15 protein-coding genes and 2 rRNA genes (1 of these 17 cut by a window edge) are annotated in these 17,184 nt (G+C 66.8%); 5 read left to right on the plus strand and 12 right to left on the minus strand.

Annotation, left to right across the window (positions count from 1 at the left end):
- Positions 1–71: 71 nt before the first annotated feature.
- Both AAD027_RS01840 and AAD027_RS01845 read left to right on the plus strand, forming a co-directional pair.
- The gene (locus AAD027_RS01840; RefSeq protein WP_341724310.1) at positions 72–1,289 is read left to right on the plus strand and encodes a DUF3667 domain-containing protein; all 1,218 of its coding nucleotides are present in this window, start codon (positions 72–74) and stop codon (positions 1,287–1,289) included.
- Positions 1,286–1,609, plus strand: coding sequence for a DUF4286 family protein (locus tag AAD027_RS01845; RefSeq protein WP_341724311.1), 324 nt, complete (start codon positions 1,286–1,288; stop codon positions 1,607–1,609). The genes AAD027_RS01840 and AAD027_RS01845 overlap by 4 nt, the downstream gene beginning before the upstream one ends.
- Here the strand turns inward: AAD027_RS01845 and AAD027_RS01850 are convergent.
- Both AAD027_RS01850 and AAD027_RS01855 read right to left on the minus strand, forming a co-directional pair.
- A complete protein-coding gene (locus AAD027_RS01850; protein ID WP_341724312.1) occupies positions 1,603–2,193 on the minus strand; it encodes a DUF3106 domain-containing protein in 591 nt (196 codons plus the stop codon). The two genes, AAD027_RS01845 and AAD027_RS01850, sit on opposite strands and share 7 nt — an antisense overlap.
- Positions 2,180–3,154 carry a hypothetical protein gene (locus tag AAD027_RS01855; protein ID WP_341724313.1) on the minus strand — a complete coding sequence of 325 codons (975 nt, stop codon included), beginning with the start codon at positions 3,152–3,154 and terminating at the stop codon, positions 2,180–2,182. The genes AAD027_RS01850 and AAD027_RS01855 overlap by 14 nt, the downstream gene beginning before the upstream one ends.
- 446 nt (positions 3,155–3,600) lie before the next feature.
- Between AAD027_RS01855 and AAD027_RS01860 the strand changes: the two genes are divergently transcribed.
- The 3 genes from AAD027_RS01860 to AAD027_RS01870 all read left to right on the plus strand — a co-directional run bounded on the left by AAD027_RS01860 (position 3,601) and on the right by AAD027_RS01870 (position 8,538).
- On the plus strand, positions 3,601–5,784 hold the full coding sequence (locus AAD027_RS01860) for a primosomal protein N' (RefSeq protein ID WP_341724314.1): 2,184 nt from the start codon (positions 3,601–3,603) through the stop codon (positions 5,782–5,784).
- Positions 5,784–7,109: an MFS transporter gene (locus AAD027_RS01865; protein ID WP_341724315.1), complete on the plus strand. Its 1,326-nt coding sequence runs from the start codon at positions 5,784–5,786 to the stop codon at positions 7,107–7,109. The genes AAD027_RS01860 and AAD027_RS01865 overlap by 1 nt, the downstream gene beginning before the upstream one ends.
- A 142-nt stretch (positions 7,110–7,251) precedes the next feature.
- The gene (locus AAD027_RS01870) at positions 7,252–8,538 is read left to right on the plus strand and encodes an NAD(P)/FAD-dependent oxidoreductase (RefSeq protein ID WP_341724316.1); all 1,287 of its coding nucleotides are present in this window, start codon (positions 7,252–7,254) and stop codon (positions 8,536–8,538) included.
- On the opposite strand, the gene AAD027_RS01875 is transcribed toward AAD027_RS01870, so the two are convergent.
- From AAD027_RS01875 to AAD027_RS01920, 10 genes are all read right to left on the minus strand, one after another.
- Positions 8,529–9,134, minus strand: coding sequence for a helix-turn-helix domain-containing protein (locus AAD027_RS01875; protein ID WP_341724317.1), 606 nt, complete (start codon positions 9,132–9,134; stop codon positions 8,529–8,531). The two genes, AAD027_RS01870 and AAD027_RS01875, sit on opposite strands and share 10 nt — an antisense overlap.
- Before the next feature lie 55 nt (positions 9,135–9,189).
- Positions 9,190–9,390: a hypothetical protein gene (locus AAD027_RS01880; RefSeq protein WP_341724318.1), complete on the minus strand. Its 201-nt coding sequence runs from the start codon at positions 9,388–9,390 to the stop codon at positions 9,190–9,192.
- 160 nt (positions 9,391–9,550) lie between these two features.
- Positions 9,551–10,093 (minus strand): hypothetical protein, encoded by a 543-nt coding sequence (locus AAD027_RS01885; RefSeq protein ID WP_341724319.1) that lies wholly within the window; start codon positions 10,091–10,093, stop codon positions 9,551–9,553.
- A gap of 174 nt (positions 10,094–10,267) precedes the next feature.
- The gene (locus tag AAD027_RS01890) at positions 10,268–10,735 is read right to left on the minus strand and encodes a DUF1203 domain-containing protein (protein ID WP_341724320.1); all 468 of its coding nucleotides are present in this window, start codon (positions 10,733–10,735) and stop codon (positions 10,268–10,270) included.
- Positions 10,736–10,824: 89 nt separating this feature from the next.
- Positions 10,825–11,910, minus strand: a complete 1,086-nt coding sequence (locus AAD027_RS01895) for a hypothetical protein (RefSeq protein ID WP_341724321.1) — start codon at positions 11,908–11,910, stop codon at positions 10,825–10,827.
- 130 nt (positions 11,911–12,040) lie between these two features.
- Positions 12,041–12,919 carry an RNA polymerase sigma factor RpoH gene (gene rpoH, locus AAD027_RS01900; protein ID WP_341724322.1) on the minus strand — a complete coding sequence of 293 codons (879 nt, stop codon included), beginning with the start codon at positions 12,917–12,919 and terminating at the stop codon, positions 12,041–12,043.
- Positions 12,920–13,111: 192 nt separating this feature from the next.
- Entirely contained in the window at positions 13,112–13,966 is an 855-nt protein-coding gene (locus tag AAD027_RS01905; protein WP_341724323.1) for a metal-dependent hydrolase, read from the minus strand.
- Positions 13,967–14,185: 219 nt separating this feature from the next.
- Complete coding sequence (locus tag AAD027_RS01910) at positions 14,186–15,424, minus strand: dipeptidase (protein WP_341724324.1); 1,239 nt, start codon at positions 15,422–15,424, stop codon at positions 14,186–14,188.
- Between the two features lie 95 nt (positions 15,425–15,519).
- A 5S ribosomal RNA gene (gene rrf / locus AAD027_RS01915) occupies positions 15,520–15,634 on the minus strand.
- Between the two features lie 126 nt (positions 15,635–15,760).
- Positions 15,761–17,184 (minus strand): 23S ribosomal RNA (locus AAD027_RS01920) (it continues 1,454 nt past the right edge of the window).

The raw sequence follows: 17,184 nt of genomic DNA on the forward strand, positions 1-17,184 counted from the left end.
GTTGCGCGCTGGCACCGGGTCACGGGAGGCCGGTATCTTACCCGCTCGCGCCCCGCCGACCATAACGCCACATGACCCCAGCCGCCGACCCGGCGCACGCCGCCACGTGCGAGAACTGCCACACCCCATTGCAAGGCGAGTTCTGCCACCAGTGCGGGCAGAGTTCGCACAACCCGTTGCGCAACCTGGGGCATGCGATCGAGGAGGTGTTCGAGTCGTTCTGGCACCTGGACGGCCGCATCTTCCGCACCCTGCGCACGCTGTTGTCGCCGGGCAAGCTGGCCATCGCCTACCTGGCCGGGCATCGCGCACCGTACGTGGCGCCGCTGCGCCTGTTCGTCATCATCAGCGTGCTGACGTTCTTCGTGGCCAAGTTCACCGTGCATCTGGGCGAGATGCCGACCCCGCCGGAAGTGCCCACGGCCGATGGCGGTACCCGGTCCAACCTGATGGCCGATGCGGACAACGGCGGCGTCGACTTCCGGCCGCTGCAGAGCGTCGAGGAAGTGATCGCGTTGCGCGACAAGACGGTGGAGGACCTGCTGTCCGCGCATGCCAACGTACCCGGCGCCCTGGGCTTCGTGCGCGAACGGATCGAGCAGAACATCCATTCCACCCAGCGCCGCGCGCGCGAACGCATCGCCGAACTGCAGCCCGGCCACCCCATGCTGGCGCAACCCGACAAGTACGTCGAAGGCCAGCCGCTGCCCGGCGACGCCAAGGGCTCGTTGTTCACCCACAAAGGCAAGCCCTTCCATCCCACCGACAACCCGGTGCGGTTCGACAGCCTGCCGGACTTCGCCAACCGCTGGCTCAACAAGAAGTTCGCGCGGGCGGAGAAGAACGTGCCCCGCATCCGGGAAGATCCCGAGCAGTTCAAGAACGTCTTCATCGGTTCCATTCCCACCGCCCTGTTCGTGCTGGTGCCGGTGTTCGCCTTGCTGTTGAAGCTGGGGTACCTGGAAACGCGGCGCGGCTACCTGGAGCACCTGGTGGTGGCGCTCTACAGCCACGCCTACCTGTGCCTGTGCATCCTGGCGATCTGCCTGCTTTCGGCGATCAGCGGTTTGATTCCCTCGCAGGCCGTCTGGGCGACGATACCGCTGGGGCTGGCGCAAGGCCTGATCGTGGCGTGGATGCCGGTCTATCTGTTCTGGATGCAGCAGCGCGTCTACCGCCAGCACTGGATCATCACGCTGGTGAAGTACGTCGTGCTGGGCTCGCTGTACTTCATGCTGCTGTTGTCGGCCATCGTCTTCCTGACCCTGACCACGTGGGTGAACGCATGAGCGCGCTGCCGGTGATCTACGAAGTGGTGCTGGACGTCGAGGCCGGGCTGTTGCCGGAGTACGGCCCCTGGCTGCGCCATCACGTCGCAGAAATGACCGCGCTGCCCGGCTTCACCGGCGCGCGGGTCTACGAACAGCGCGAACCCGCCCCAGAGCCGGGACGCGCGGTGTTCTGCGTGCACTACTGCCTGCGCGACCGCGCCGCGCTGGACGACTACCTGCGCGCGCATGCGGAACGGATGCGGGCCGACGGGCAGCAGCGCTTCGGCGGCCGCTTCCGCGCCAGCCGGCGCATCCTGCAGGATGCGGCCGGCTACTGATCGCGCCGCTGGCGCAGCCACGCACCGCGCTGGTCCGCCGGTACCGCCAGCAGCTCGCGGCGGAAGGCGTCGCGCTGTTGCGGCGGGATCCGCTGCGCCAGCGCGGCCAGGTCGTCGCGCTGCTCGGCATCCAGTTGCCGCAAGAACAACAGCATCGCGCCGCGCTGGTCCTGCGGCAGGTAGGCGAACAGCGGTTGCAGGCGCGGATAGTCCGCTCCCAGCGCGGGCCCCAGGCGCCAGCCACGCTGCTGCATGTCGTCCAGCGCATCGAATCGCGCGCGCAAGGCGGCCTGTTCTTCCGCCGGCAGCAAGGCATAGCCCTCGGCCGCCGCGCGCAGGCGGGCGCGCTGCACGTCGTCCAGTTCGCGCCACGCCGCATAGCGCGAACGCCGGTCTTCGCGCTCCACCAGCGGCAGCGCGTCCCATGCGGCGCGGCGCTGTTGCCAGGCATCGCGCTGTTCGGGCGTCATGCTGTCCCAGCGCGCGCCGTCGTCCTGCGCCAGCGCGGGGCCCGCGGCCGGCCAGAGCGATGCCAGCGCGAACAGCAACGTGCCCGCAAGCGTTTTGCACTCACGGCCTGGCATCGGATGCCTCCTGCCGCGCCGTGGCGTCGTCGGGCACGCCGCTGGCGACGTACCACGCCAGGAAATCGGCCTGCCGCGCGATCGCCTCGCCATCCGGATCGGCCAACAGTGCGAAGTCGGGGTGCGTCGCGGCGGCGAATTCGTCGTCGAAGCGCGCGGCGGGCGGCGACACGGGCGGCAAGGCGTCCACCCGCACCGACACCTCCCGCACGATGCCCTCGCCGTCCGGCGTGCCCGCGGGAGATGCCGGCGTCGACGGCCACGACGGCGGCCAGAACCAGGTGGCCGCCAGCGCTCCTGCCACCAGCGTCAACACCAATGCGACCCATGGCCAGCGTCGGCGCGGACGAGGGTCCGCTTTCGCCTTGCGCTTCCCCGGCGACCGGGTGGTGGAGGCGGTGTGTGATAACGGCAGGCGCGTGCCGGCCAGGGCGTCTTCGCGCAGGCGCGCCAGCCGTGCCAGGCGCTCCGGCGGCAGGTCGCGCAGGTGTTGCTGGATGGCGTCGGCCAGCAGGCGCCACGCCTCCGCGTCGGGACGGCCCTGAGGATCGCGGGGACAGGCCCGGGTCAGGCCTTGGCGATAGTCCTCCGGCGCCAAGCCCAGCACGGCGGCGGCTTCCTCTTCCTGCAGGCCGGCGGCCAACCGAAGCAGCAGCGCCGCCCGGTCCAGCGGCTCCGCCCGGGACAGGGCGTGCAGGGACGGTATCCAGCACGCCGCCGGTGCGGGGGAGCGGAGGTGCGGCGTGGCAGCCAGCAGCGCCCAGAACCGCGGCGGCCAGTCGGCCAGCGGCAGTTCCGCGGCATGGGCGCGGAACGCGCGCAGTGCCGCCGCCAGGGCCACATCGCCACGGTCGGGGTCGCCGCATTGCAGTTCGGCGAACACGGCGCCACGGCGTTCGCAGCCCCGGAGGAAGGCGGACAAGGCAGCCGGCGGCGGCGAAGAAGGGACGGGAGAAACCATGCTGGAACCGGTTGCGGACGCCCCGATCATAGCCAGCCCAGCAGGCCGATCGGACGCTTGACAGCGCGCCGAAATCTGCTCTCTTCGGTGGCACAAGGCTTTCCGGGAAAATGCGTTGTGCACAGCCGTCATCCGTCCGTCACAGGCTGGCCCGTGGACAGGCGTATGGACTTTATTGCAAAGACGTTTCACGCCTAAGTCCATGATTGCACTGGGGAATACCGGTTTGGCGCTTTTTTCGCCAACCCGACACCAAGGCTTGCCACTGGCTCATCGGCGCGTGGAGCAAAGCCGCCATGCACAGATTTATCCACAGATCGTGTGGATAAACCGGAATCTCGTTCTGCAACCGGCACTTGCGTGATTTTCGTCAAGAAATCGGCAGGACATGAGCGCAACTGCACAAGACCTGACCTGCCTCCTGCCGCCCCGATAAACTGCACACAATGTCCGCCCCCCTCGTCCTGCACGTCGCCCTGCCGGTGCCGCTGCCCCGCACCTTCGACTACCTGCCGCCGGACGGCCATGCCGCCGGGGAAGAGGACGTCGGCAAGCGCCTGCGGGTGCCGTTCGGCAGCCGCGAACTGACCGGCGTCGTCGCAGGCCTGGGACCGGCCACGGGGGAAGGCCCGGAGCTGCGCCAGGCGCTGGCGGTACTGGATGCCGCACCGTTGTTCCAGGGCGAGCTGCTGGACTCCCTGCGCTGGCTGGCCCGCTACACGCACGCGCCGCTGGGGGATGTCTTCGCCACCGCCCTGCCGGTGCCCCTGCGGCAAGGCGAACCGTTGCCGGACACCCATGCCTGGGCCTGGCGCCTGACCGCCGAAGGCGTGGCGCAGCGAGAGCGCCTGCGCGCCGGTAGTCGCCCGCGCCGGCTGGCCGACCTGCTGGCTCCCAGCGAACAGGACGAAGACGCGCTGGACCTGCGCATGGACGACTGGCGCACCGCCGCACGCGCGCTGGCCAAGCGCGGACTGGCCGAACGCCACGCCGTGCCCGCACGTCCGCCGGTACCGGCGCCGCGTCCCGGGCCGCCGCTCAACCCGGAGCAGCAGGCTGCCGCAGACGCCGTCGCCGCCACGTCCGGGTATGGCGCGCTGCTGCTGGATGGCGTGACCGGCAGCGGCAAGACCGAGGTCTACCTGCACGCCATCGCCGACTGCCTGCGACGCGGCCGGCAGGCGCTGGTGCTGGTGCCGGAGATCGGGCTGACGCCGCAGACACTGGCGCGCTTCCGCGAACGCCTGGGCGTGCCCGTGCACGCGCTGCATTCCGGGCTCAACGACAACGAGCGCGCCCGCACCTGGGCCGCCTGCCTGCGCGGCGAGGCGCGCGTCATCGTCGGCACGCGCTCGGCGGTGTTCACCCCATTGCCCGAGGCCGGGCTGCTGATCGTCGATGAGGAACACGACGGCAGCTACAAGCAGCAGGACGGCATCCGCTACCACGCGCGCGACTTCGCGCTGGTGCGCGGCAAGGCGCTGGACGTGCCGGTGCTGCTGGGCAGCGCCACGCCATCGCTGGAAACGCTGCACAACGCCCGCAGCGGGCGCTACGCGCACCTGCGGCTGTCGCGGCGCGCTGGCGAAGCGCAGCCGCCCAGCGTGCGCGTGCTGGACATGCGCAAGCGGCACCAGGAAGCCGGCCTGCTGCCGGACACGCTGCAGGCCATCCGCGCCGCGCTGGATGCCGGCGGGCAGGTGCTGGTGTTCAAGAACCGGCGCGGCTATGCGCCCGTGCTGCTGTGCCACGACTGCGGCTGGAGCGCCCGCTGCAAGCGCTGCGACACGCCGATGACCGTGCACGGCGGCGGGCGTCGGCTGCAATGCCACCACTGCGGCGCGCGCCAGCCCGCGCCGCCCGCCTGTCCCGACTGCGGCGGGCTGGCGTTGCAGCCGCAGGGCATCGGCACCGAGCGGCTGGAGGAAATGCTGGCCGAACGGTTCGCCGGCGTGCCGGTGCTGCGCGTGGACCGCGGCACCACCCAGCGCCGCGACGGTCTGGCCAGGCAACTCGCGCAACTGGGCGACGCGCCCGGCATCCTGGTCGGCACGCAGATCCTGGCCAAGGGCCACGACCTGCCCCACCTGACCCTGGTGGCGGTGGTGGGCGTGGACGAAGGCCTGTTCTCCACCGATTTCCGCGCCGGCGAGAAACTCGCCCAGCAGTTGATCCAGGTCGCCGGCCGCGCCGGCCGCGCCGGCAAGCGCGGCGAAGTCTGGCTGCAGACGCACCACCCCGATCATCCCCTGCTCAACACGCTGATCAGCGGCGGCTACCACGCCTTCGCCGAAAGCGAGCTGGAGCAGCGCGAAGCGGCCGGCTTCTCGCCGTTCGCGCACCTGGCGCTGCTGCGCGCCGAAGCGCAGCACGTGGACGCGGCGCAGCAGTTCCTGCAGGCCGCCAAGCAGGCGTTGCGGAAACACGACGCCACACTGGAGATGCATGGTCCCCTGCCCGCGCCGATGCCACGCCGCGCCGGCCTGCATCGCGTGCAACTGCTGCTGTCGTCGCCCGAGCGCCGCCCGCTGCATCGCCTGCTTGATCTGGCCCTGCCCGACATCCACGAACTACCCGAGGCGCGCCGCACGCGGTGGTCGCTCGACGTGGACCCGATGGATCTGTACTGATGGCGACCACCATGGACACCACCGCCACGATGACGCCCGCGCAGCGCCTGCGCAGCATCTTCAGCGGTTCGGTCGGCAACCTGGTGGAATGGTACGACTGGTACGTCTATGCCGCGTTCTCGCTCTACTTCGCCGAGGTGTTCTTCCCGGGCGGCGACAGCACCAGCCAGTTGCTGAAGACCGCCGCGATCTTCGCCGTCGGCTTCCTGATGCGGCCGCTCGGCGGCTGGCTGCTGGGCCGCTACGCCGACCGCCATGGCCGCCGGCGCGCGCTGATGCTGTCGGTGCTGATGATGTGCGCCGGTTCGCTGATCATCGCCTGCACGCCGGGCCATGCCAGCATCGGCATCGCCGCGCCGATCCTGCTGGTGCTGGCGCGGCTGCTGCAGGGGCTCAGCGTCGGCGGCGAATACGGCACGTCGGCCACGTACCTCAGCGAGATGGCCACGCGCGCGCACCGCGGCTTCTGGTCCAGCTTCCAGTACGTGACCCTGGTGATGGGCCACCTGATCGCGCTGGGCGTGCTTATCGCGTTGCAGCGCGTGTTCCTGACCGATGAGCAGTTGCGCGAATGGGGCTGGCGCATTCCCTTCCTGATCGGCGCCGTGGCCGCGGTGGTGGCGCTGTGGCTTCGCCGCAACATGAGCGAAACCGAATCGTTCGAGCGCAGCGAAGCCGACCGTTCAAATGACCACCAGCGCAAGCAAGGCACGCTGCGCCTGTTGATGCAGCATCCGCGCGCGCTGCTGACCGTGGTCGGCCTGACCATGGGCGGCACGCTGGCGTTCTATACCTACACGACCTACGTGCACAAGTTCCTGGTCAACAGCGCCGGCATCGCCAGCGAGACCGCGAGCCTGATCAATGCGTCCACGCTGTTCGTGTACATGCTGCTGCAGCCGGTGGTCGGTGCGCTGTCCGACCGCATCGGGCGGCGCCCGATCCTGATCGCGTTCGGCGTGCTCGGCACGCTGTGCACCTGGCCGATCCTGTCCACGCTGCAGGACGCGTCGAGCCCGGCGCAGGCGTTCTGGCTGATCCTCGGCGCGCTGGTCATCGTCAGCGGCTACACCGCGATCAACGCGGTGGTGAAGGCGGAACTGTTCCCCATCGAGATCCGCGCACTCGGCGTCGGCCTGCCCTACGCGCTGACGGTGGCGCTGTTCGGCGGCACCGCGGAATACGTGGCGCTGTGGTTCAAGAACGCGGGACTGGAAAGCGGCTTCTACTGGTACGTCACCGCCAGCATCGCCTGTTCGCTGCTGGTCTACCTGTGGATGCCGGATACCCGCCGGACCTCGCTGATCGATCGAGATCCGGCCTGATGCCGCAACCGATCACCGGTTGCGCATGCGCATGGCAACCATCGCCGCGCGCGCCTTCAACGCGGCCATGGCGAATCTTCGCCATGCGAGAATCGCTTCCATGCCGCCGCACAGCATCGGTTTCGGGACAGGAGAGCGAAGGATGAGCCATGCACTTCCCCACGTCGTCGTCATCGGCGGCGGCTTCGCCGGACTCTGGGCCACCCGCGCCCTGGCCGCTGCGCCGCTGCGCATCACCCTGATCGACCGCCACAACCACCACCTGTTCCAGCCGCTGCTGTACCAGGTGGCGACGGCCGGGCTTTCCGCGCCCGACATCGCCGCGCCATTGCGGCACATCCTGCGCAGGCAGGAGAACGTGGAAGTGCTGCTGGCCGACGTCGCCTCGATCGCGCCCGACCGCAAGCAGGTCATGCTGGCCGATGGCGGCACGCTGGCCTTCGACTACCTGCTGCTGGCCACCGGCGCCACCCACGCCTATTTCGGACACGACGAATGGGCCGCGCACGCGCCGGGATTGAAGACCCTCGACGATGCGCTGCGACTGCGCCGCCACCTGCTGCTCGCGTTCGAGCGGGCCGAGGCGGAGACCGACCCGGCCCGCCGCGCCGCGTGGCTCAATTTCGCCATCGTCGGCGGCGGTCCCACCGGCGTGGAGCTGGCCGGCACGCTGGCCGAGATCGCGCGCCACACGTTGAAGAACGAATTCCGCAACATCGACCCTTCGCAGGCGCGCGTGCGGCTGATCGAGGCCGGGCCGCGCGTGCTGTCCTCGTTTCCCGAAGCGCTGTCCGCAAAGGCACGCCGCCAACTGGAAAAACTGGGCGTGGAAGTTTCCACGGGCACGCCCGTCAGCGACATCACCGCCGAGGGCTACCGGCTGGGCGACGCCTTCGTGCCGGCGAAGACGGTGGTATGGGCCGCGGGCGTGGCCGCGTCGCCGCTGTCGCGCTCGCTGGGCGTGCCGCTGGACCGTGCGGGACGCGTGCCGGTGCAACCCGACCTGAGCGTGCCCGGGCATCCGGACATCTTCGTGGCCGGCGACCTGGCGGCAGTGACGTCCGACGGCAAGCCGGTACCCGGCGTGGCGCCGGCGGCCAAGCAGATGGGCCGCCACGTGGCGCAAACATTGCGCGCCCGCATGGCGGGGAAACCGTCCACCGCCTTCCGCTACCGGGACTACGGCAACCTGGCCACCATCGGGCGCATGGCGGCCGTCGTCGATTTCGGACGGCTGAAGTTCTCGGGCCTGCTGGCGTGGTGGTTCTGGCTGACCGCGCACGTGTTCTTCCTGATCGGCTTCCGCAACCGGCTGGTCGTGCTGCTGAACTGGTTCTGGGCGTACTGGAGTTACCAGCGTGGCGCGCGCATCATCCTGGGCGACGACGGCAGCGGCACGGACACTGCCCCGCCGCGCGCTCAACCGTAGTTGAGTTCGCCCGGGTAGCTCATCACCAGATACAGCAATGCCGGCACGCTGCCGGTATTGCGGTAGGCGTGCGCCTGGTCGGCGCGGAAATGGATGGCATCGCCTGCCGCCAGCCGGTGGATCTCGCCGGCGACTTCGATCTCCACGGCGCCGGCATTGACCACCAGGTTCTCCAGCGTGCCCGCCGCGTGCGCCTCGGCCCGCTCCTCAGCCCCGGGCGCCAAGCGGATCTCGTAGAACTCGACCGCGTGCACCCCCGTAAACGGAAACAGGGCCCGCGACACGTAGCCGCCGTCGGCCGAACTCAGATGCTTGGCATCGGCCGCGCGCAGCACTTCCACGTCGGGGCGGACGCCATACAGCAACGCGGTCAGCGGCACGTCCAGCGACGCGGCGATACGGCCCAGCAGCTTCAGCGTCGGCGCGCTGCGCCCTTGTTCGATCTGCCACAGCATCGCCCGGCTGACACCGGAGCTGCGCGCCAAGGCCTCCAGCGACCACTGCCGCTGCTTGCGCAGTTCCCCCAGGCGGCGGGCCACGATGGCGCCCAGATCGCCGGGGTCTCCGCTGGCGCCATCGCCGCCGGTCACGCCCATGGACTTCCCCAGGCCGTCGACGGCGCGCCCACCGGCTCCGGCCATCCTGCCGGGCCTAGCCCTGTCCCGTACGCCCGGCGTGGTAACGCAACGACTCCGCCGCGTCCGACCGCGCTGGTCGGAACACGCCGACGGAAACACTGCCGTTGAGCGGATTCATCCACAGGAACTCCCGTCGCTGACTGGCCGCACCGCAGTCGCGCAGGGCCTGGCGGCGGCGGTAATCCTGGAAATCGTAAATCTGGGCCGGGCTCATTGCGGTGACGACTCGGAACGCCTGAAGGGACGGTCAATGTGCCCGGCCGCGGATCGAGGGGGAAACAACCGCTCGCCATACCCTTATAACGGCACGTTCAATAAAACGCCGCGACGTTCGCGATAACGAATTTTTCCTTTAAAATCATTATCTTGCACCTCTAATGATTTAAGCGCATGATGATATCGCCATAAGGCATGACGAGCCGCCTCGGTGCGTCCATCCCCCACCCCGAAGTTGCCGGAGCCCCCATGAAGACCGCGATGAACACGATGTCGATGCCGATGAACAACATGCCGATGATGGGCATGTCCGCCATGCCGATGGCGACGATGATGCCGATGATGTGCCACATGGATTGCTCCATGACCGCGGAAGGCATGATGTGCGTGATGAAGCCCGCCGAAGGCTCCACCATGGAGATGATGAAGGACTGCTGCGACATGATGATGTCGATGATGTCCAGCGGCACCCCTTGCGGGATGATGTGCGGCGGCATGCCGATGATGGCCTGCTGCGGCATGCCGATGATGCCCGAAATGACCTGCAGCATGGATGCGAAGGGCATGGTCTGCATGATGATGCCGACAGGCATGATGAGCATGGACATGCTGAAGATGTGCTGCGACAGCATGAACCGCATGATGAGCTGCGGCATGCCGATGACCATGACGTGCGGCGGCATGCCGATGATGGTCTGCATGCACTGAGCGCCTCCGGCGCTGCGACAACGGCCAGCCTGCCAGTAGTGAAGCGAACGACGACGGCCCTTCGGGGCCGTCGTCGTATCCGCCCGTTCCAGGGCAACGTGGCGGCGAATGCCGTTGATGCCGGTGCCCGTCGGCCGCGAAAGCGGATTAGGCGGCGACCGCGACGGTCAGGCGCGATCCACCCGGCAGGCGTAGCAGCCCGGTCGCGCATTGTGTATGTGCAGGTAAGCGATGCGGGCGTCGGCCAGCATGCGCTCGATGACGGACCGCGCCGCCTGGCCTTCCACCACGTCCGCGTCGCGCATCCCGCCATCGCCATCGTAGGCACGCAGCGACAGCAGGCGGCGCGGGAACGAAGGCGGCAGTTCGTCGCGGAACACGGCGGACACGCCGGCCGCCTCGCGCACGTAGATGGGGCCGCTGGCGCGGTACGGCCCGGCTGCGTCGTGGTGCAGGTAAGGCAACAGCAGCAATGTCTCGCCGACCGCCGCATCCACCAGCGACACGCGACAGGGAAAGCCATGGTCGGCATCGGCGACGACGCGGCGGATGTTGCGCGCGGCCAGCGCCCCGTCGTCCAGCGCGAACAGGGGACGGAAGGGTTCTGCGGAAAGACCGCGGATCACGAACGACATGGCGCCACTCCGGTGGGGAATGGCGCCAAGCGTGGGCGATCGCGGCGCGCGCGGCTATCCGGATCTTGCGCCGAGCGCGCCCGCGCGGATCACGGCGACTTCAGCGCATGCGTCCTGCCGTCGGCCATCACCAGTTCGCCATCGCCGAGCCGTTCGCTGTCGGCATCGACCGTGATGAACTCGGCCACCACGCGGCCTTCGCCCTTGCTGCCGACCAGATAGAAGGAATAGCGATCGCCCGGCAGCGCCCACGACACTTCGCGATCGAAGCGCGCCTCGCGGATATCGCCGATGTGGCGCTGGATCACCGGATGCGCCTGCATCGCCGCACTGGCCTGCAGCACGAAGATGCCGTCCTGGGTGGCGAACGTTTCCGGTATCCCATCGCCATCATCGGCGCGTCGCTCGCGCGGATAAGGCGCTTCGCCGGCGAACGGCAGTTCGCGTCCGTCGGCCAGCGTCAACACGCCTTTGCCCAGGCGCTCGGTATCGGCATCCACGGTGATGAACTCGGCCAGGAGCTGGCCACGTCCCACGCTGCCGGCGATATCGAAGACGAATTCGTCCATGCCCGGCGCTTCGCCCGTCGCGATCGCATCGATGACGAACCGCTCGATCCGCCCGATATGCTCCTGCACCAGCGGGTAACGCTGGGCGGCTTCGCGCGCCTGGCGGGTGAAAATGTCCTCGCCCAGGGCGATTCCGGACTCTACATCGTGGCCGTGGCCTTCGTGTTCGGCGGCCAACGCGCCGGCATCGCCTTCGATGGCGTGTTCGGTGCCGTCCGCCATCACCAGCATGCCGGGGCCGAGCGCTTCCGCGGTCGCGCTGACGGTGATGAAGCGAGCGGTGACGCGCCCCTCGCCGCGACTGCCTTCGACATCGAACACCAGCACGTCCGGGCCGGGTTCTTCCAGGCTGGCGGGTTCGTCCAGTGCGATCTTGCGGATCGCGCCGATGTGCGCCGCCACCACCGGGTCCACCTGCATCGCGGCACGGGCCTGCGCGTCGTACTCCTCGCGATCGATGCCGAAGCGGATGCCGCCCGTGCTTGTCGATTTCGTGTTGCTGCTTTCGGTCGCGGATGCTTCATGGATCAGCTGCGGTCCGGCCAGACCGCATGCCAGCACGCAGATCAAACTAAACGTTATCGCTCTCTCCTTCCCCCAACGCATCGTCTACTCCTTCCGATAATCCAGGCCCGCTCCAGGCGGGTGCGCAGATGATCACACCTTTCATGCGATATGCGCACAAAAAAAGAGGCCCCGGTGCGGGGCCTCTTTCTATTGTGACTAAGCTGACAAACTATGCGGCGAACAACGCCTTCATCTTCTTCAGCGCGTTGGCTTCCACTTGGCGCACGCGCTCGGCGGAGATACCGTATTCGTCGGCCAGTTCCTGCAACGTGATCTTGCTTTCGCTGTCCAGCCAACGGCGCTTGATGATGTCGCGCGAGCGTTCGTCCAGACCGGCCAGGCCTTCGCGCAGCAGTTCCAGCTGGTTGTCCTGGTTGTCGGCGCGTTCGTAGGCCTGCGAGGGATCCTCGTCGTGCGCGACCAGATAGCTGGCCGGCGACGGCGGTGCGTGGTCCTCGTCCTCGTCGGCCGGCGCATCGAAGCCGATGTCGCGGCCGGACAGGCGCGCTTCCATTTCCAGCACTTCGCGTTCGGACACATTGAGGTCCTTGGCGATGGCGCTGACTTCGGCGGCATTCATCCAGCCCAGGCGGGTCTTGGACTTGCGCAGGTTGAAGAACAGCTTGCGCTGCGCCTTGGTCGTGGCGACCTTGACGATGCGCCAGTTCTTCAGGATGAACTCGTGCATCTCGGCACGGATCCAGTGCACGGCGAAGCTGACCAAGCGCACGCCCATGTCCGGGTCGAAGCGCTTGACCGCCTTCATCAGGCCGATGTTGCCTTCCTGGATCAGGTCGCCCAGCTGCAGGCCGTAGCCGCTGTAGCCGCGGGCCACGTGCACGACGAAACGCAGGTGCGAATGGACCAGCTCGCGCGCGGCATCCAGGTCTTCCTGTTCGCGGTAGCGGTTGGCCAGCTCGCGCTCGTCCTCGACCGTCAGCACCGGGATCTGGTGCACGGCGCTGATGTACGCGTCCAGCGAACCCAGTGCGCTGGGAATCGGCAGGTTGTGGGTAACCAGGGCGGTAGTGGGGGTGTTCTGGCTCATGGGGGTCATCTTAGCAGTCGGGGGGTTCGACTGCTAAGCACACTGGAAGTTCCCCATCATCCCGTTGCTGGAACGCTGCCGCCGGCCCCGGGCTTTATTTGCCGGATACATTCAATAAAATCAATAACATACATAACAACACCATGCTTTCCTGCCTGCTGGACACCATTACCCCTTGCAGGCGCCGCCCAGCTAGTCCGAAGCGTGCGGATGGCACCCGTGCATGGAGACGATCACGGGCGGTGTCGTCGTCGCCTGGCGGGCCAGAACCGCGGCTGCCAGGGCATCGCTTTTCATTCGGGAGGGGTGGAAGCCGGGTCGCAGGTAGTCGGTCAGGTGGCCCAGCGTGCGCCGGAACATCCGGTGCTCGGTTCCCAGGTGCGACATCAGTTGGGTCCAGGTTTTCTTCCTCCACAGGATCCGATCCTGCGCCAGCAAGGCCATGGCCAAGCCGCTCATCAGCGAATAGAACAGGCCCACGGTCAGTACGAATCCAAGCGCCCGGACCGCATAGCGGGGTGCCATGGCCTGCAGCAGGTCGAACGCCACGCGCCTGTGCTCGATTTCCTCGGCGAAGTGCCATTCCATCAAGCCCCGCATGCGCGGATCGGCGTCGGCCAGGATGCCCTGCGAGAGGAATTCATGCCCCAGGTAGGCATTGATGTGTTCGACGCAACTCACCAGGGAGACGCGCAGCCACAAGGGAGCGATCTTTTCCATGACACGGAAAACCAGCTTGTCCACGCGCTTCTCGAACACACGGAAACGGTAGCCCTGCGCATCGAGGTTGCTCCAGTAGCGCTTGTGGGCAACCCCGTGCTGCGCCTCCTGCCGGATGAACTCGACGCATCGCGCGCGCAGGTCCTCGCTTTCGATACGGGGCATGCATGCTTTCAGCGTGCGGATGTAGAAGCCCTCGTTCGCCGGCACCAGGATGGTGTAGGCGTTGAGCATCGAGGACACGACTTCGTTTCCGGGCAGCCAGTGCTTCGGGATATCCAGCGGAAGATCCCAGGCGAAGCGACGTGGCGTGATGGTTTCGGTCATGGCGGCCTCCTGCCGGCCGAAGCGGCGCACTGAAGCGGAATGCCCGCGGCGCGGGCCCGTGGACCAACGCCCCGGAACAAGACGATGACTCCCCGGAGCCGTGGCGGACGACCGGCTATCGGCTCCCGCGCATGCGGATCGCGGGTACCCCGGTGCCGGGCAGGCTCGACGTGTCGGTCGGGCGAATCCTCGCAGCCGTTGCGTCCGCCGTTCGCCGCCTCAGCTGGATTCCGCCTCGGACACGACGGCGGCTTCCTGGACGCGACGCAATACCCTGAGCAGATTGCCGCCCCATATGTTGCGAATGTCCTGCTCGCCGTAGCCCGCCTGCAACAGGCGCTCGGTGATGAGGGGCAGGGCCGAAACGTCCTCCAGGCCCACCACGCCGCCGCCGCCGTCCCAATCCGCGCCGATGCCGACATGCTCGGGACCGGCGACCTTCAGGATGTGCAGCAGGTGGGCCATGTAATCCTCGAGGCTCGCCCGCTTGACCGGGTAACGCGCTTCGATCGCGCGCCGCTCGGCGAGGTAGGCCGGGACACGATCCGCCGGCATCCGGCCTTCGGGGCCGTACTTCTTCGAGAGTGCCTCCATCGCCTGCACGCGCGCGGGAATCCTCGGCGTCGGAATCAGATAGGCGCCGAACGCATTGACGTGGATCACGCCGCCTTTCGCCGCGAGCCGCCGGATGCGCTCGTCGTCGATGTTGCGCGGATGGTCGTGGATCGCATCCGCGCTGGTATGCGAAAGCACGATCGGCGCGGTGGACAATTCGAGCAACTGGTCGAACACCGCATCGCTGGCATGCGACGCATCCAGCACGATGCCCATGCGGTTCGCCTCGGCGACCAGCCGCTTGCCCGCAGGGCTCAGGCCATTCCACTCCGCACCCTTCGGGTCGGTGGAGGAATCGCCGAAATCGTTGTTGCGCACATGGGTGATGCCGAGCATACGCAGGCCCAGGCGATGGTAGGCCGTCAGCAGCGTGGGATCGCTGGCCAGCGGCGCGGCGTTCTCCATGCTGATGAAGGCGATGCGCTTGCCGGCAGCGGCGATGCGTTCGGCGTCGTCGGCGGTCAGCGCGAGTTCGAATTCATCCGCATGCGCCGCGAGCATTTCGCGGATGCTGGTGAGCCGCTCCAGTCCGTGGTCGCGCGCGGCCTGCTTGCCCGCCTCGTCGCGCGCGCCCTGCGCGGTGTAGACCACCCAGAAGCCGCCATCCAGGCCGCCGGCCTTCATCCGCGGCAGGTCCACTTGCGACAGGTCGCCCTCGTGCTGGTGGTCGTCGGCGATGCTCCAGCCCGGGCGGCGGAAATTGGCGGGGGTATCCAGGTGCGTATCCAGCACCAGCGCCGCGTCATGCACCTGGCGCGCCCGCGCGGATACGTCCGCCGCGGAAGACCCCGAGGAGAGTCCCAGCAATGCCACGACGCCAATCAACTGCGAGAAAGCCTTCATCCAGATCCCCCGACACGACAGGAAAGTCCGATTGTTGGCGAAACCCGGGCAAGAAAAAACCCCCGTCCATACGGACGGGGGTTTTAGGGTAAAGCCCCTGGCGATGACCTACTCTTGCATGGCTTAAGCCACACTACCATCGGCGCGGCTGCGTTTCACTTCCGTGTTCGGGATGGGAACGGGTGGGACCACAGCGCTAATTTCACCAGGGAGACGGTTGGAGCGTGCAGGCGTCCGATAGAACGGAGCCGCACCGTCTCGCATAGGGTCTTGTGACGTAGCGGGCATTGGATCTTCATCGACGTTGCCGTCGAGTCCAAGGCCACTTGAGGTTATATGGTCAAGCCGCACGGATCATTAGTATCAGTTAGCTCAACGCATTGCTGCGCTTACACACCTGACCTATCAACCACCTGGTCTTGATGGTTCCTTTAGGGGGCTTGTGCCCCGGGAGATCTCATCTTGAGGCGCGCTTCCCGCTTAGATGCTTTCAGCGGTTATCGCTTCCGAACATAGCTACCCGGCAATGCCACTGGCGTGACAACCGGAACACCAGAGGTTCGTCCACTCCGGTCCTCTCGTACTAGGAGCAGCCCCTCTCAAATCTCCAACGCCCATGGCAGATAGGGACCGAACTGTCTCACGACGTTCTGAACCCAGCTCGCGTACCACTTTAAATGGCGAACAGCCATACCCTTGGGACCGACTACAGCCCCAGGATGTGATGAGCCGACATCGAGGTGCCAAACACCGCCGTCGATATGAACTCTTGGGCGGTATCAGCCTGTTATCCCCGGAGTACCTTTTATCCGTTGAGCGATGGCCCTTCCATACAGAACCACCGGATCACTAAGTCCTACTTTCGTACCTGCTTGATCCGTCGATCTCGCAGTCAAGCACGCTTATGCCTTTGCACACAGTGCGCGATGTCCGACCGCGCTGAGCGTACCTTCGAGCTCCTCCGTTACTCTTTGGGAGGAGACCGCCCCAGTCAAACTACCCACCATACATGGTCCCCGATCCGGATTACGGACCTAGGTTAGAACGTCAAGCACATCAGGGTGGTATTTCAAGGTTGGCTCCACGACAGCTAGCGCCATCGCTTCAAAGCCTCCCACCTATCCTACACAGACGAACTCAACGTTCAATGTAAAGCTATAGTAAAGGTTCACGGGGTCTTTCCGTCTTGCCACGGGAACGCTGCATCTTCACAGCGATTTCAATTTCACTGAGTCTCGGGTGGAGACAGCGCCGCTGTCGTTACGCCATTCGTGCAGGTCGGAACTTACCCGACAAGGAATTTCGCTACCTTAGGACCGTTATAGTTACGGCCGCCGTTTACTGGGGCTTCGATCAAGAGCTTCGCCTTGCGGCTGACCCCATCAATTAACCTTCCAGCACCGGGCAGGCGTCACACCCTATACGTCCACTTTCGTGTTTGCAGAGTGCTGTGTTTTTGATAAACAGTCGCAGCGGCCTGGTTTCTGCGGCCCTCGACAGCTCAGCTACGCATGTAGCCACCATCAAGGGCGCACCTTCTCCCGAAGTTACGGTGCCATGTTGCCTAGTTCCTTCACCCGAGTTCTCTCAAGCGCCTGAGAATTCTCATCCTACCCACCTGTGTCGGTTTACGGTACGGTCTGCGTGAGCTGAAGCTTAGGAGCTTTTCCTGGAAGCGTGGTATCGGTGACTTCGCCCAAAAGGGCTCGTCTCGGTGCTCGGTCTTAAAGGATCCCGGATTTGCCAAAGATCCAAACCTA

The sequence above is a fragment of the Pseudoxanthomonas putridarboris genome (assembly GCF_038321125.1).
GTDB lineage: Bacteria > Pseudomonadota > Gammaproteobacteria > Xanthomonadales > Xanthomonadaceae > Pseudoxanthomonas_A > Pseudoxanthomonas_A putridarboris.

Coding starts and splice junctions, on each gene's coding strand:
- AAD027_RS01840 (WP_341724310.1), top strand. CDS start 72: ATGACCCCAGCCGCCGACCCGGCGCACGCCGCCACGTGCGAGAACTGC.
- AAD027_RS01845 (WP_341724311.1), top strand. CDS start 1,286: ATGAGCGCGCTGCCGGTGATCTACGAAGTGGTGCTGGACGTCGAGGCC.
- AAD027_RS01850 (WP_341724312.1), bottom strand. CDS start 2,193: ATGCCAGGCCGTGAGTGCAAAACGCTTGCGGGCACGTTGCTGTTCGCG.
- AAD027_RS01855 (WP_341724313.1), bottom strand. CDS start 3,154: ATGGTTTCTCCCGTCCCTTCTTCGCCGCCGCCGGCTGCCTTGTCCGCC.
- AAD027_RS01860 (WP_341724314.1), top strand. CDS start 3,601: ATGTCCGCCCCCCTCGTCCTGCACGTCGCCCTGCCGGTGCCGCTGCCC.
- AAD027_RS01865 (WP_341724315.1), top strand. CDS start 5,784: ATGGCGACCACCATGGACACCACCGCCACGATGACGCCCGCGCAGCGC.
- AAD027_RS01870 (WP_341724316.1), top strand. CDS start 7,252: ATGAGCCATGCACTTCCCCACGTCGTCGTCATCGGCGGCGGCTTCGCC.
- AAD027_RS01875 (WP_341724317.1), bottom strand. CDS start 9,134: ATGGGCGTGACCGGCGGCGATGGCGCCAGCGGAGACCCCGGCGATCTG.
- AAD027_RS01880 (WP_341724318.1), bottom strand. CDS start 9,390: ATGAGCCCGGCCCAGATTTACGATTTCCAGGATTACCGCCGCCGCCAG.
- AAD027_RS01885 (WP_341724319.1), bottom strand. CDS start 10,093: ATGCAGACCATCATCGGCATGCCGCCGCACGTCATGGTCATCGGCATG.
- AAD027_RS01890 (WP_341724320.1), bottom strand. CDS start 10,735: ATGTCGTTCGTGATCCGCGGTCTTTCCGCAGAACCCTTCCGTCCCCTG.
- AAD027_RS01895 (WP_341724321.1), bottom strand. CDS start 11,910: ATGCGTTGGGGGAAGGAGAGAGCGATAACGTTTAGTTTGATCTGCGTG.
- rpoH (WP_341724322.1), bottom strand. CDS start 12,919: ATGAGCCAGAACACCCCCACTACCGCCCTGGTTACCCACAACCTGCCG.
- AAD027_RS01905 (WP_341724323.1), bottom strand. CDS start 13,966: ATGACCGAAACCATCACGCCACGTCGCTTCGCCTGGGATCTTCCGCTG.
- AAD027_RS01910 (WP_341724324.1), bottom strand. CDS start 15,424: ATGAAGGCTTTCTCGCAGTTGATTGGCGTCGTGGCATTGCTGGGACTC.